The sequence below is a fragment of the Streptomyces sp. TRM49041 genome, assembly GCF_008271805.1.
GTDB lineage: Bacteria > Actinomycetota > Actinomycetes > Streptomycetales > Streptomycetaceae > Streptomyces.
This window is the reverse complement of sequence record NZ_VSRY01000115.1, coordinates 1-14,228: the sequence shown is the minus strand read 5'-3', so window position 1 is coordinate 14,228 and position 14,228 is coordinate 1. Positions and strand designations below refer to the sequence as shown.

General features: G+C 72.3%; 11 protein-coding genes. 6 read left to right on the top strand and 5 right to left on the bottom strand.

The features are described 5' to 3' along the window. Positions 1-4 precede the first annotated feature (4 nt). From FVS66_RS13605 to FVS66_RS13595, 3 genes are all read right to left on the bottom strand, one after another. Positions 5-1,255, bottom strand: a complete 1,251-nt coding sequence (locus FVS66_RS13605; RefSeq protein ID WP_149181457.1) for an ABC transporter permease subunit — start codon at positions 1,253-1,255, stop codon at positions 5-7. Further along, the gene (locus FVS66_RS13600; RefSeq protein ID WP_149181456.1) at positions 1,252-2,088 is read right to left on the bottom strand and encodes an ATP-binding cassette domain-containing protein; all 837 of its coding nucleotides are present in this window, start codon (positions 2,086-2,088) and stop codon (positions 1,252-1,254) included. Before FVS66_RS13600 ends, FVS66_RS13605 begins: the two co-directional genes overlap by 4 nt. A 99-nt stretch (positions 2,089-2,187) precedes the next feature. Next, on the bottom strand, positions 2,188-3,255 hold the full coding sequence (locus FVS66_RS13595) for a sugar ABC transporter substrate-binding protein (RefSeq protein ID WP_149181455.1): 1,068 nt from the start codon (positions 3,253-3,255) through the stop codon (positions 2,188-2,190). Positions 3,256-3,586: 331 nt separating this feature from the next. On the opposite strand from FVS66_RS13595, the gene FVS66_RS13590 reads away from it, so the two are divergent. The 4 genes from FVS66_RS13590 (at position 3,587) to FVS66_RS13570 (ending at position 10,036) form a co-directional block, all read left to right on the top strand. Further along, a complete protein-coding gene (locus FVS66_RS13590; RefSeq protein ID WP_149181454.1) occupies positions 3,587-4,396 on the top strand; it encodes a DeoR/GlpR family DNA-binding transcription regulator in 810 nt (269 codons plus the stop codon). 120 nt (positions 4,397-4,516) lie between these two features. After that, entirely contained in the window at positions 4,517-4,717 is a 201-nt protein-coding gene (locus FVS66_RS13585; protein WP_149181453.1) for a hypothetical protein, read from the top strand. A gap of 385 nt (positions 4,718-5,102) precedes the next feature. Next, on the top strand, positions 5,103-6,926 hold the full coding sequence (locus FVS66_RS13575) for a S8 family serine peptidase (protein WP_187645518.1): 1,824 nt from the start codon (positions 5,103-5,105) through the stop codon (positions 6,924-6,926). 218 nt (positions 6,927-7,144) lie between these two features. Further along, positions 7,145-10,036, top strand: coding sequence for a LuxR family transcriptional regulator (locus tag FVS66_RS13570; protein ID WP_149181450.1), 2,892 nt, complete (start codon positions 7,145-7,147; stop codon positions 10,034-10,036). Between the two features lie 60 nt (positions 10,037-10,096). Here the strand turns inward: FVS66_RS13570 and FVS66_RS13565 are convergent, their stop codons facing one another. Then, positions 10,097-10,315 carry a hypothetical protein gene (locus FVS66_RS13565; protein WP_149181449.1) on the bottom strand — a complete coding sequence of 73 codons (219 nt, stop codon included), beginning with the start codon at positions 10,313-10,315 and terminating at the stop codon, positions 10,097-10,099. Between the two features lie 365 nt (positions 10,316-10,680). Here FVS66_RS13565 and FVS66_RS13560 point away from each other — a divergent pair, with 365 nt between their 5' ends. Together FVS66_RS13560 and FVS66_RS13555 are read left to right on the top strand one after the other, a co-directional pair. Further along, positions 10,681-11,388, top strand: coding sequence for an AAA family ATPase (locus FVS66_RS13560; RefSeq protein ID WP_149181448.1), 708 nt, complete (start codon positions 10,681-10,683; stop codon positions 11,386-11,388). 324 nt (positions 11,389-11,712) lie between these two features. Beyond that, positions 11,713-12,795, top strand: a complete 1,083-nt coding sequence (locus FVS66_RS13555; RefSeq protein ID WP_149181447.1) for a class I SAM-dependent methyltransferase — start codon at positions 11,713-11,715, stop codon at positions 12,793-12,795. A 447-nt stretch (positions 12,796-13,242) separates the two neighbouring features. Here FVS66_RS13555 and FVS66_RS34990 read toward each other — a convergent pair. Continuing rightward, positions 13,243-14,228 (bottom strand): DUF6777 domain-containing protein (locus FVS66_RS34990; protein ID WP_187645517.1); only part of this gene is annotated, 986 nt, incomplete at its 5' end.

Here is a 14,228-nt window from a genome sequence, read left to right as displayed (position 1 = left end):
GCCCTCACCCGCGCCCGTGCGAGACCCGCGACCTGCGGGCGACCGAGTCCAGGGCGACAGCGAGCAGCAGGACGGCCCCGGTGACGGCGAAGCGGTACGCGGAGTTGAGGCTGAGCAGGGTCAGACCGCTGGAGATGGACTGGATGACGGTGATGCCCAGCAGGGCCGCGAACGCCGTTCCCCGGCCGCCGAACAGGCTGGCACCGCCGATGACCGCCGCGGCGATGGCGTTGAGATTGACGTCGCCGCCGCCGCTGCTCTGGTTCGCCGACGCCAGACGGGCGGCCGCCAGCACCCCGCCCAGCGCGGCCAGCGTGGTGCAGGTGACCAGGGCGCCCGTGTACACCCGCTTGACGTTGATGCCGGCCCGGCGCGCCGCCTCGGCGTTGCCTCCGACGGCGTACAGGGCGCGGCCCCACCGGGTGCGGCTCAGGACGTAGTGGGCGGTGAGCACGAGGGCGATGAAAGCCACGTACATCCACCCGATGCCCCTGGCCCGGTTGAGGTACCAGACGGCGAACTCGAGCAGCACCAGCAGGGCACCCGCCTGCAGGGCCACCAGCCGCAGCGGGCGGGCGGACAGCCCCGCCCGCGCACGCTCCCGGGAACGGGCCCATCCGCAGAGGAGGTACCCGGCCGCCGCGCCCAGGGCGAGCAGATAGGACAGCCAGGCGGGGACGTACGCCGTCTGCGCGAAGTGGACCAGGGCGGAGTCGAAGGGGATGTTGATCGAACCGCGCTCGCCCAGGACACCGAGCTGGATGCCGAGGAAACCGAGCAGACCCGCCAGAGTGATCACGAAGGTGGGCACCCCGAGCCGGTTGTACACCTGTGCGTAGAACCAGCCGATCACCGCTCCCGCGGTGAGGGCGCCCAGCACGGCCAACGGCCACGGCAGGCCCTGGTTGACGAACATGACCGCCATGGCCGCCGCGGCCAGACCGCTGACCGACCCGACGGAGAGGTCGATCTGGCCCACCAGCAGAACGCAGACCACGCCGAGGGCCATGACGCCGACAGGCACACTCTCCATGGCGAGATTGCCCAGGTTGGCGCTGGACAGGAAGGTGGGGTTGGCCACGTGGAGCACGGTCCAGATGACGACCAGTCCGGCGACCACGGGGAAGACGCCCAGGTCTCCGGAGCGGAAGCGGTCGGCGAGGCCGCGGGCCGTTCCCCGTATTCCGGTGTGGACGCGCAGTCGTTCGTCGCGCAGGTCGACGGCGACGGGCCGGACATCGGTGGTGGTGTTCATCGGGTCACCTCTCCGGTGCGGGCGGAGGCCAGGGCGGTGGAGCGGCTCGCGGCCCGGCGGGCCACCACGTTGTCGGCCGCTCCGGTGATCGCCGCGACGACGTCCTCGGCGGTCACGGTGTCCACGTCGAAGGCGCCGTTGTTACGGCCGAGGCGCAGCACCGCGACCCGGTCCGCGACCGCTTTGACGTCGGACATGTTGTGGCTGATCATGATCACGCCGAGGCCGCGCTCACGCAGGCGCTCGATCAGGTTGAGGACCTCCGCGGTCTGGGCGACGCCGAGGGCCGCGGTGGGCTCGTCGAGAATGATCACCTTGGGATCGCCCAGCAGCGAGCGCGCGATCGCGATGGTCTGGCGCTGGCCTCCCGACAGCGACGCGACCGGTGTGTGCAGGCTGGGGATCTTCGCGGAGAGCTGACCGAGCAGCTCCCAGGACCGGGTCTCCATCTCGACCTCGGCGAGCCGGTGAGGCCGGACCTCACGGCCGAGGAACAGGTTCTGGATGACGTTGAGGTTCTCGCACAGCGCGAGGTCCTGGTACACGGTGGCGATGCCCAGACTCTGGGCGGCACTCGGGTTGGGGAGGGCGACCGGGCGCCCTCGGAAGGAGATGGTGCCGCCCGGATCCGGTGCGTGGACGCCCGCGAGTACCTTGACCAGGGTGGACTTTCCGGCCCCGTTGTCGCCGACCAGCGCGACGATCTCGCCGGCGTGGACGTCGAGGTGGATGTCGGTGAGGGCGGCGACCGCGCCGAAGGTCTTGCTGATCCCGCGCAGGGACAGTACGGGAGCCGGGGCGCCCCCGCTCCCGGCGGCTGGGGTGGTGGGCATGTGCCTGCCTCGCTTGGTTCTGGGGCTGCCGGACCGCCCCGCGCGGAGCGGCCTGGCGGAAGCCTCGGGTGGAGATGACAGGGGGACAGCGGGAGGTGACTACTCGATGCCGGCCTTGCGGCACGCCTCGGCGTAGGCCGGTGTGCAGATCTCGGATGCCTTGAAGGGCCCGTTCTTGATCAGGGTGACGGCGAGGTTGTCCACGGTGACGACCGTCGGCTCGAACAGCCGGGCCGGTGTACCGAAGATCGAGGTCTCCGCGGCGGGAGTCTTGCCCTGGGCGAACTGGTGGGCGATCTCGGCCGCCGCCTCCGCCACGGTCTTGATCGGCTTGGAGATGGTGTTGTACTGCTCGCCCGCGATGATGCGCTGCGCGGCCGCGAGTTCGGCGTCGTTGCCGGTGACGGGCGGCACCGTGCCGACTCCCGCGGCCTTGAACGCGGCGATCGTGCCGCCCGCCGTGCCGTCGTTGGCCGCGACCACGCCCGCGATCTTCCCCTTGTGCTGCGTGATCTTGGAGCTGACCCAGTTCTGTGCCTTGGTGGGATCCCAGCCGGGCGTGTCGTACTCGTCGAGCAGCTTCCGTCCGCTCGGGTCGACGGCCTTGTGGATGCCCTTCTTGATCAGGCCCGCCGCGGCGTCGGTGGGGGACCCGTTCACCTGGAGCAGCCCGCCCTCGGCGCCGGTCTGCTTCAGATGGTCCACGAGGGACTGGGCGATCATCTGGCCGATCTTCTCGTTGTCGAACGAGACGTAGTAGTCGGCCTTGCCGCCGGGGATGGGGCGGTCGTAGGCGATGACGGGCACGTTCTGCGCCTGGGCTCTGCCGACGATGGTGATCGCCGCCGACGAGTCGACCGGGTCGATCACCAGCGCCTTGACGCCCTGGGCGAGCGCGGAGTCGGCCTGTCTCTGCTGGGTCGCCGGATCCGCCTTCGCGTTGGCGTACACCACCTCGCAGTCCGCGCAGAGCGAAGCCAGCTTCGCCTCGAACAGCGGCTTGTCGAACAGCTCGTAACGGGTGGAGGCGATGTCCGGCATCAGGAAGGCGATCTTCGTCTTCTCCGAGCCGGAGCTCGCCGTGCCGCCGCCGCATGCGGTGAGCGTGGCGAGGGCGGCGAACGCCGTGACGCCGGTGGCCGCCTTCAGTGCGCGGTGCTTGAACATCGGGTTCTCCTTCGCCGCCGCCGGAGGCGGCTGGGGCGTGGCCGGGGGCGCGGCACGTGGTGTGCGGGACGCGGGGAGCGGTGTCGTCGGCCCCGGGCCTGGTGGATGAGGAGCCCGCGTGGCCGGGCCGGTTCCCGCCGCCTTCGTGGAGCGCGGGGACGGCCGCCTCGGGAGGGGCCGGTGTTCGACGGCACCACCCAGCGGGTTAAGTGAAATTTAACTCCCTCGATGTTAAATTTGACAAGGGAAGTGAGGTCTTCTGTTACGTCTTCGCAATCCACATCCCGTCCGCCGGTCCCCGGCGCGCGGTCCGGCAGGTACCTTGAGGTGCATGGATGACAAAAAGTCCGTGGTGACGGAGGACAGCGACCGGTCCGGTCTCGGCCTGAGCGAGCGGCGTGAAGTGATACGTCGTGAAGTGCTCCGGCAGGGCTTCACACGGATCGACGACCTCGCCCGGGTGCTCCAGGTGAGCGTCATGACGGTGCACCGCGACCTCGACGCACTGGCCGAGGAGGGATGGCTCACCAAGGTCAGGGGCGGTGCGACGGCCAACCCCTCCGCCCTTCAGAAGGCAGGGGTACGCGAACGCACGGCGGCGCTCAACGCGGAGAAGGAGGCCATCGCCGCCGTCGCCGCCGAGTCGCTCCACCGGGGCCAGACCGTCTTCGTCGACGAGAGCACCACGGCGCTCGCCCTGCACCCCCATCTGGCCGCGGCCGCCCCGCTCACGGTGGTGACCAACTTCTTCCCTCTCGTGCGAGCCCTGGGCGCCGTCAAGGGAATCGAGGTGATCTCGCTCGGCGGCCGCTACTTCCCCCTCCAGGAGGCGTGCCTCGGATTCCAGACCGCCCAGGCCATCCGGAACCTGCGGGCCGACCTGTTGTTCATGTCCACCACGGCGGTCAGCGCCGGGGCCTGCTACCACAGGTCCGAGGCGACCATCGAGGTGAAGCGCACGTTCATGGAGTGCGCCGAACGCTCGGTCCTGCTCGTCGACCACGCCAAATTCGGGCGCCGCGCGCCCTATCTGCTGGCCCCTCTCGACGCCTTCGACCAGGTCGTCACCGACTCCGGCGTGGACGAAGAGGAGATCGCCGCTCTCCGCGAAGCCGGCGCCCGCGTACGCGTCGCCGGGTGACGTGCCCTGCGCCGTCGGTCGCGTCCGCGCCCGGGTGCGTCAGCCGGACGGAGTGCCGCCCCTCCGGCCGTACGGCCGACGTTCCGCCTCCCCTGCGGGCCGGGCGGTACGGGGTTCACGGTGCGGGCGGTACCGGCCGCGTTGCTCGCGGCCTCGCCGCTCATCGTCCGTGACGTCGACCGGCGGTTCGGCGGAATGACCGACGCACCGGCGTCGGCGATGGCCGATACCGAACGCGACATCACCGCGGACTTCACGTCGGTTCACGGCGAGGTCCGGCTCCCCTTCGACGCGGAGAGGCGCGAACTCCCCGGCCCCTGAAGGTTCGTGGCGGGGGACCCCTGGCCCTTGTCACCCCCCGCGCGGGGGCGACAAGGGTTTTCCCCGTATCGGCTTCATGGCGCGTTTCCCTACTGTCTCCCGCACCGGTGGTTCCCCTTCTCTGACTCGTGACTGTCAGGTGCATGTAACCCCATGCATGCGACCCCAGGGGGCTCCGCCGGTGACGGCCCCGACGTCGAGGCCGTCGCGCCGGCGGCGGCGCGGGGGCGTACCCGGCCCCAAGGGGCTGTGGAGGCACCCCACAAGCAGCCACAGTCCCGCGCCGCCCGTCCGCGCTCCGCACCGTCAGCTGCTCCGGGAGTCGCCGGAGCCGCCCCTGAAAGGGAAAACCTTGAACGGTTCCAGGCGGAGACTGATATCCGTCGTGGCGGCAACCGCCACGATCCTCGGCGTCGCGGCCACCTCCTCGGTGGCGCTCGCCGTGCAGGCCACCCCCTCCCCGACGCCGGCCCTGCCGGCCTCGCAGGCCATGAACCCGTCCGCCTCCACGCCGAGCGCACCCGTCGAGAAGGTCATCGTGACCTACAAGACGCGTACGGCTGAGGCCACTTCGAACGCGGCCGCCAAGAGCGACGCCGCCGAGAAGGCCGCGAAGACCGGCGAGAAGCTCGCCTTCGAGCGCCGCCTCGCGGACGGCGCCGCGCTGGTCGACCTCGGTTCCGAGGCGAGCCCGCGGGACGCCGCGGAGGTCATGGACGCCTTCCGCGCCGACCCTGCGGTCGCGTCCGTCGAGCCCGACGTCCGCGCCTACGCGATGGCCGTCACCCCCGACGACGCCGACTACGCCAAGCAGTGGGACCTTTTCGAGCCCACCGGCGGTATGAACGTCCCCGGCGCGTGGGACACGACCACCGGAAGCGGCGTCACGGTCGCCGTCATCGACACCGGTTACGCGGCCCACTCGGACCTCGCCGCCAACACGGTCTCCGGTTACGACTTCATCTCCAGCTCCGCCGACGCCCGCGACGGCAACGGCCGCGACAGCGACCCCAAGGACGAGGGCGACTGGAACGCCACCGACGGCGAGTGCGGCTTCGGCTCCCGGGCGAGCAACTCCTCCTGGCACGGCACCCACGTCGCCGGCACCATCGGCGCGGTCACCGACAACGCCAAGGGCATCGCCGGTATCGCCTACGGCGCCAAGGTCCAGCACGTCCGCGTGCTCGGCAAGTGCGGCGGGTCCTCGGCGGACATCGCCGACGCCATCACCTGGGCCTCCGGCGGTAACGTCCCCGGCATCCCGGCCAACCCCAACCCCGCCCAGGTCATCAACATGAGCCTCGGCGGCCAGAGCGCCAGCTGCCCGTCCGTCTACCGCAATGCGATCAACGGCGCCGTCTCGCGCGGCACCACCGTCGTCGTCGCGGCCGGCAACAGCGACGCCAACGCCTCCGGTTTCACGCCCGCCAACTGTGCCAACGTCATCACCGTGGCGTCCACCAGCCGTGAGGGCAATCGCTCGTACTACTCCAACTACGGCTCCACCGTCGACGTCTCCGCCCCCGGCGGTGAGACCCGCCGCGCCACCGACACGCCCGGCACCGTCACGACGCCCGAGAACGGCATCCTCTCCACGCTGAACTCCGGCGCCACCGTCCAGTCGACGGAGAACTACAAGCCGTACCAGGGCACCTCGATGGCCGCCCCGCACATCGCCGGCCTCGCCGCGCTGCTCAAGTCCGCGAAGTCGACGCTGACCCCGGCCGACATCGAGTCCGCGATCAAGTCGAACGCCCGCCCGCTGCCCGGCACCTGTTCCGGCGGCTGCGGTGCCGGTATCGCCGACGCGACGAAGACCGTCAACGCCGTCACCGGCGGCGGCACGCCCACCGAGCCCGGCACCGGCACCACGTTCGCCAACTCCACGAATGTGAACATCTCGGACAACTCCACCGTGACGTCCTCCATCAACGTCACCGGCCTCTCCGGCAACGCCCCCGCCGCCCTCAAGGTCGACGTGGACATCAAGCACAGCTACCGCGGCGACCTGGTCATCGATCTGATCGCCCCGGACGGTACGGCCTACCGCCTCAAGAACAACAGCGGCAGCGACAGCACCGACAACGTACTCGCCACCTACACCGTGGACGCCTCCTCCGAGGCCGCCAACGGCACCTGGAAGCTCCAGGTCCGCGATGTGTACGCGGGTGACACCGGCTACATCGACTCCTGGGGCCTCACCTTCTGAGCCCCCACACCGACAGCATCATCGCAGGTCAGGGGCGCGTTCTCGGCACTTCGCCGGGGGCGCGCCCCACCGCGCCCGACCCCGTCCCGCGGGGCCGCCCGTCCATATGCCGGACAAGGGACCTGGACTCCCCGCCGCTACTTCGTATCCTCACAGGGCGCGGACAGGGGGTTCGCAGCGTGCGAGCGGGGGCTCCGCGCGCCGGAGGGTGGTGGCATATGAGGACGACGCCGTACCGCTCCACGCCGGTCGGGCGGGCGGCTCTCCTGGAGCGCCTCGACCGGACGCTGCGCAGCCGCGGCCGCGCCGTCCTCACAGGACCCGCCGGAGTCGGCAAGACCGAGGTCGCCCAGGCGGCCGCCGCCGAGGCCACATCACGGGGCGAAACGGTCCTCTGGCTCGCCCCGCAGCCCGCCGACCGTGACATGCCCGGCGCGGCCGCCGCCGCCCTCGTCGCCTCCGTGCCGCCCTCCGCGCTGGACGGACTGCCCGGCCCCCAGCGGGCCGCCGTCGCCGTCCTGTGCCGCGAGGCCACCGCCCCCGACACCGGCTGGGACCCCATCGCCCTGCGCCTCGGCCTCTCCCGCATCCTGCGCACCCTGGCCGAGAAGGACCCCGTCCTCCTCGTCGTCGACGACACCCGCCACCTCGACCCGGACAGCGCGGACCTCCTCCGCTTCGCCCTCCACCTCGCCCCGCCCGGCCTGCGCGTCCTCGCCGTCGAGACCCCCGCACCGTACGGACCCGACCTTCCGTACGGCGACGGCGGCGCCGCGCTGTGGGGGGACCCCGCCACCAGCGCGTCCGGCAGCGACGACACCGCCCCCGACGGTGCCCCGGTCGCGCTCTGGGTGCCCTCCGAGGCCGACGTACTGCTCGTCGCGCCGCTCCAGGCCGACGAGATCGCCGAACTCCTCGTCCACCACCGGCTGGCCTCCCGCATGGCCGGACGCATCCACCGCGCGAGCGGCGGCAACCCGCGCCTCGCCCTCGCGGTCGGCCGGTCCCTCGCCGACGCCAGGACCCCCGTGCACCACGCCGAGGCGCTGCCCCTGTCCGGCCGCGCCCGCGACCTCGCCCGCCGCATGCTCGCCCCCGCCCCGCCGCCCGTCCGCGCCGCGCTCCTCCTCGCCGCCCTGGCGCTGCGCCCCACGACCGCCCTCGTCCGCCGCGCGGGACGACCCACCGCCGAGGCAGAACTGGCCGCCGCCGAACGCGCCGGTCTGGTCTCCCTCTCCGAGAACGGCGCTGTCACCTTCACCGCGGCCCTGCTCCCCACCACCCTCGTCCACGACACCTGCTGGACCGAGCGGAGCGAGGCCCACACCGCGCTCGCCCGCGTCGTCGACGACCCCGTGGAGGCGGTACGGCACCGGGCGCTCGCCACCGACGTCCCCGACGAGCGGCTCGCCGCAGAGGTCGCCGCGGCCGTGGAGACCGTACGCCGTCGCGGCAACAGCACCCTCGCCGCCGAACTGGCCCTGCTGGCCGCCGAGTCCACGCCCGTCCCGCTCGGCCGCCGCCGCATCGCCCGGCTCGCCGACGCAGCCGAGGAGGCCGCCCGCGCCGCCCGCGCCGACCTCGCGATGCGCGCCGCCGCCGACCTGCTCGCCCGCGACGCGGAACCCGAGGACCGGATACGGGCCCGGCTCGCCGTGCTCGACACGGCCGGCCAGGGGCTCACCGACCTGGACGAGCTCTACGTCCACGCCATGGAGGACTCCGAGGACAGACCGGCGCTGCGCGCCGCCGTCCAGCTGCGTCTCGCCGTCAAGCACGTCCTCGCGGACGGCGACCCGGTCCGCGCCCGCGCCGCCGCCGTCGAGTCCGCCAGGCTCGCCACCTCCGTGGGCGACCGGCACACCGCCGCGCAGGCGCTCACCCAGCAGGCCCGCATGGACCGCGTACTCGGCTCCACCGACGCCGAGCGGACCCTCGCCGAGGCCCGTGCCCTGGAGATGGCCGACCGGCCCCTCGGCGTCCGCAACGCGGCCCAGATCCTGACGATCCGCCACGCCCTCTTCGACGACCGGCTCAGCGAGGCCCGCGACCAGATCAACGCCCTGCTGCCGCTGGTGGAGCGGCGCGGACCGGTCGAGGACACCATCGAGCTCCTCCACACCCTCGCCGCCGTGGAGGCCCGCCGGGGCCAGTGCGCCGCGGCCCGCCAGAACGCCCACCGCTCCCTCGCGCTGACCCTCGAAGCGGGCCTGTCGCCAGGACCCGCCTGGTACACCCTGGCTCTCGCCGAGACCGCGGGCGGTTCCTTCGCCCGTGCGGCGAGCTACGCGCGCCGCAGCGCCCAGGCGTCGGAGGAGGAGGGCGACCATGTCTTCCTCTCCCGCAGCCTCTACGCGCTCGGCCGCGTCCAGCTGGTGACCGGCGACGTGGCGGGCGCGGTGGAGACGCTGCGCCGGGTGCAGGAGGGGGAGCGGGCCCAGGGCACCGTCGACCCGTCGATGCTGCGCTGGCACGAGGAGCTGGCGGAGGCGCTGCTCGCCCATGACGCCCGCGAGGAGGCCGAGACGCTCCTCGCCGACGTCAGCCCGGTCGCGGAACGGCTGGGCCGTACGACGGTCCTGCTCGGCTGCGACCGCGCCTACGCGCAGTGCCTGGCGGCGGGCGGCAGGTCGGAGGAGGCGGTGGGACTGCTGGTGGAGACCGCCGACCGGTTCGCCGCGCTCGGCCTCGTGCTGGAGCAGGGGCGCTGTCTGATCGCCCTGGCACGGGTGGAGCGGCGGCGCCGCAGACGGTCGGCCGCCCAGCAGGCGGTGCACGCGGCGGCCACCGTGTTCGAACGGGCCGGTGCCGCGCCGTGGCTCGAACTGGTGGCGGAGAACCCCGCCCGTGACGACACCGCCCCGGTCGGCGGCAGCGCCCTGGCACGGCTCACCGACGCGGAGGTGCGCCTCGCGCGGATGGTGGGGCAGGGGGCGAGCAACCAGGAGGCGGCGGCCCGGCTCTATCTGAGCGTGAAGACCGTCGAGGCACGGCTGACGCGCATCTATCAGAAGCTCGACGTCCGGTCCCGCGCCCAGCTCGCCACGGTCATCAACACCGGGCCGGGAAGCCGGGTCGTGGCCGCCGCGGCGGGCGACGGCCACGGCTGATCGGCCACGGCCGACACGACACCGCCGCGCGGCAGGGGCGCCGCGCGGCGGTCAGGTGGATCAGTGCTGTACGGTCTTGCCGCCCGCGTGGGTGGTGGAGTCCTGGGACTGGCTGTCGGCGCCCTCGAGAAGGGAGCTGACGGTGTCCGTATCCCCGACCAGGGAACCCGGGGCGGGCAGGGCGTCGCCGCCGACGACGGCGTGCGAGGAGGGCGTGACGAGGGCGGTGACGACTCCGGCGGCCAGGGACGCCACGGCGAGCATGCTGCGCTTCTTCATGCCCAGAACAACTACCGAGGCGTCCCCGGGGTCACGGCCCGGCCGCGAGGAAATCCGGTCCGGGCGGGATCAGCGGGATCAGCGGTGGCGGAGCCAGGACATCGCGGGCGGCCGGCCGCGTTCAGGCGGCGCTGCTCGCGCACCAGGCCGGGTTCATGAGCTGAACTCGCTGCCCGGGGTATTGCATCTGCCTTCGGGCGGAGGGGTGTCGTCCGCGACGGGGAGTGGTTGCTTTCGGAGCGCATGGCGCGGTGGTTCGAAGCGGCCTTCGTTGCGGCCGGCCGGCTCGTTGTACCGAGCCGACCAGGGACGCGGCCGCAGTCGTCGATCGGCATGCCGTCCAGTTCCTGTGGAAGGATCACCGCATGATTATCGAACGTGTGTACGCGCATGTGGCTTCATGGAAGGCTGAGGAATGGCCCTGGTCTGTCCCCTGTGTGCGTGGGCTCTTGGCGGACGGGCTGCGTTTCAGCGCACCGGTCACGTTCCTCGTCGGTGAGAACGGCTCGGGCAAATCGACCTTGATCGAGGGGCTGGCGGAGGGTTTCGGCCTGGACTCCTGGGGCGGCTCGCATGACTGGCGGTATGCCAGTCACCGACCCAAGTCAGTGCTGGGCGAGACGATGCGCTTCGAGGCCGCGCCGGGAGGACGGCGCATGCTGGGCAACTGGTCCGCCCGCAAGGGGTTCTTCTTGCGCGCCGAGACGGCACTGGACGCGTTGGGCAGGGAAGGTTTCGTCCCCGACACTGTCAGCCACGGAGAAGGCTTTCTCGCCGCGTTCCGGGACAAGTTCCTCCAGCCGGGGCTGTATGTGATGGATGAGCCGGAGGCGGCTCTCTCCTTCGCATCCTGCCTGGAACTGCTCGGCCATGTCGACCAGTTGGTGAAGAAGGGCGGCCAGGTCATCTGCGCCACCCACTCCCCGCTGCTTACCGCGTTGCCGGGTGCGGACATCATCGAGGTCGGCGAGCACGGCATGCGCCGAGTGGCATGGGACGAACTGGCCCTGGTCGACCACTGGCGCCGATACCTCACCGACCCGCAGTCGTATCTGCGGCACATCCTCGACTGACAGTCGTCATCCTCCGGCCTCGGTGCTTCACCAGCCGGTCCGACGCGGGAGGCCCGGGTCACGGCAAGTCGGTCTCGGCCGCCGCGAACCGCGCTCGACACGACCAGTTCCGGTCATGACCCAGCGTGGTCCATGGGCCGCGCGTGAGGGAACGCACGCGTCGGCCGGAACCAGGTCCCGCCTGGTCGCGGTGCCGTCCACGCCCCGCGGAACGCGCCCGCGTCCCATCGCTGAAGGCGGCGCGCCACCCGGCCGCCGCGCTGCCGCCCACCTGAACCGCGCCTACCGTGGGAAAGAGGCATCGGAACGGCGTGAGGAGCGGCCATGGCGACCGTTGAGAACAAGGGCATGGCACCGGACACCACGGAGCAGGAGGAGTTCGCCGGGAAGGTCGTGGACGTCCTCAACGCGGCCTCGATGGCCCTGCTCACCAGCATGGGCCACCGGACCGGGCTGTTCGACACCATGAGCACCCTCCCGCCCAGCACCAGCGACGAGATCGCCAGGGCGGCGGGCCTGAACGAGCGGTATGTACGGGAGTGGCTCGGCGGCATGGTCGTCGGCGGCTTCGTCACCTACGAACCGGAGGGCGCCCGCTACGCCCTGCCGCCCGCGCACGCGGCCTGCCTCACCCGGGCCGCCGGGCCGGACAACCTGGCCACGATCATGCAGTACGTGGGGCTGATGGGCACCGTCGAGGACCAGGTCGTCGAGGCGTTCCGGCACGGCGGGGGAGTGCCGTACTCCGCGTACCCGCGCTTCCAGGAGCTCCAGGGCGAGGAGAACGCCCGCGTCTTCGACGCCGCGCTCGTCGACACGATCCTCCCGCTCGCCCCCGGCGTGCCCGAACGCCTGCGGGAAGGCGTCGACGCCCTCGACGTCGGGACGGGCCAGGGCCACGCCCCCGTCGTCATGGCCGCGGCGTTCCCGCGCAGCCGCTTCCACGGCCTGGACCAGTCCGAGGAGGGCATCGCCGTCGGCCGGGAGGAGGCCGCGCGGCTCGGCCTGGGCAACGTCGGCTTCACGGTCGGCGACTCGACGGAGATCCCCGGCACGTACGACGTGGTCACCGCGTTCGACGTCATCCACGACCTGGCCCGCCCGGCGGAGACCCTGGAGGCGATCTCGGCCGCGCTGCGGCCGGGCGGCGTCTTCCTGATGGGTGACATCGCCGCGTCGAGCAGGCTGGAGGAGAACATCGGGCACGTGCTGGGCCCGACCCTCTTCGGATTCAGCGTCTTCTACTGCATGACCACCTCGCTGAGCACCGGCGGCGCCGGGTTGGGCACGGTGTGGGGCGAGCAGACGGCCCGCCGGATGCTCGCGGACGCGGGCTTCAGCCGGGTGGAGACCCGGTCGATCGAAGGAGATCCCTTCAACCTGTACTACGTCGCCACCAAGGACTGACCCGCCGGCAGGCGCCGCACGGCCCGCGCAATCCCCGCGCGAGCGGGTCGGCGCCACCCGTCAGTGGGGTCCGCGGCCATATCGACGGAGGCCCTCTCGACCTTGGGTTCCAGGGCACCCCCACCCGGTGTCCCGGAGCCGCCATGACGCTGTCCGCAGTGCCGCAGTCCACCGGTCGCCTTCTCCTCACTGTCGCCCCCCGCTCGCCGCCCTCCCCGGCGCGCCCCGGCGAGCGCTCGCCGGGACATGCCCCGGTCGGGCCGGCCCGGTCGGCGGGGCGGACGCCGGAACGGAAGGCGGGACCCCGGGCGGGACGCCGGGCGGGGGATGTGCGCGGGGACGGGGGCATCAGGCGACTCGTTGTCGGGGACACAACCGCCACTTGGTCGCCGCCCGGACGAGGGAGGTCGCCGGTTCAATGACTTTCTGGCGTACGGAAGTCGAGGCTCAGGAACCGGGCGGGGAGACCGGTCCCGTGCCCGTCCCGTCGGCCGGTGACCGGGGCCCCTCCGGTGACCCGTTGGGTGGTGCCTCGGTCACCGTCTCGCCGGGTGTCTCCTCGGGAGGCGTCTCCTCGGGAGGTGTCTCCTCGCCCGGTGTCGTGTCGGGCGGCGGGGACGTGGGGGACGTGTCCGTCGGCGTCCCGGTCTTCGTCGGCGACCCGGTCGGTGACGTGGGCGACGTGGGGCTGGTCGGCGACACGGACGGGGCGGGCTTCCGCTTGTGCGGGCGTTCGACCCGCTTGCCCGTCTCCGCGTCGATGAGGGTGAAGGTCGGCACGGGCGTCGGGGCGGGCACGACGACCACGATCTCCTCCGACTGGAAACCGGGCCATGTCGTGCCGACGACCTTCTCCGGCCGTTCGACCTTCGGCCGGTCCAGCGGATTGCCGCAGGCACAGCGCACCCGGGGCACCCCGAACTCGTCGATGAGCACGGCCGTGCCCGCCTGCAGCACCGCCTGGTACGGGCGGGCCTCGCCGTCCCGGTAACCGTGGTTGGTGACCAGGGTGTCCAGGCGCAGCTGAACCGACGTCAGACCGCGCATGTACGCGGGGATGCCCTCCGGAGTCGTGGGCAGCACCGACGCGAAGGCCCTCGCCTTGGCCCGGTCGGCGGTCAGGTACTGAATCTGCTTCTCGACGTCGCACGCGGCGCGGTTGCCGCTGCCCCCGTACAACTCCGGCGCGGAACCGGCGTACGTGTGCCGTTGCTGTGTCGGCAGCGGCTCCGTCTGCTTGTTCTGCGGAGACGCCGCGTTGGGCCCGAAGGGGTCCGGGGGCTCGTACGAGACGGGCTCCGCGGTGACCGCCTGCGCCTCGTCGGGGCGTGTCAGGACGATGGCCAGTGCCGCCACGGCGACGAGGGCGACCACGGCGGACGCGACCAGCGGGACGGACCGCCACCAGGGGCGGCCGCCACGCCCGCCGCCCG

Bases quoted from the DNA above. Each gene is read 5' to 3' on its own strand.
- FVS66_RS13590 (WP_149181454.1), top strand. From the start codon at position 3,587: ATGGATGACAAAAAGTCCGTGGTGACGGAGGACAGCGACCGGTCCGGT.
- FVS66_RS13600 (WP_149181456.1), bottom strand. From the start codon at position 2,088: ATGCCCACCACCCCAGCCGCCGGGAGCGGGGGCGCCCCGGCTCCCGTA.
- FVS66_RS13560 (WP_149181448.1), top strand. From the start codon at position 10,681: ATGATTATCGAACGTGTGTACGCGCATGTGGCTTCATGGAAGGCTGAG.
- FVS66_RS13555 (WP_149181447.1), top strand. From the start codon at position 11,713: ATGGCGACCGTTGAGAACAAGGGCATGGCACCGGACACCACGGAGCAG.
- FVS66_RS13570 (WP_149181450.1), top strand. From the start codon at position 7,145: ATGAGGACGACGCCGTACCGCTCCACGCCGGTCGGGCGGGCGGCTCTC.
- FVS66_RS13605 (WP_149181457.1), bottom strand. From the start codon at position 1,255: ATGAACACCACCACCGATGTCCGGCCCGTCGCCGTCGACCTGCGCGAC.
- FVS66_RS13565 (WP_149181449.1), bottom strand. From the start codon at position 10,315: ATGAAGAAGCGCAGCATGCTCGCCGTGGCGTCCCTGGCCGCCGGAGTC.
- FVS66_RS13595 (WP_149181455.1), bottom strand. From the start codon at position 3,255: ATGTTCAAGCACCGCGCACTGAAGGCGGCCACCGGCGTCACGGCGTTC.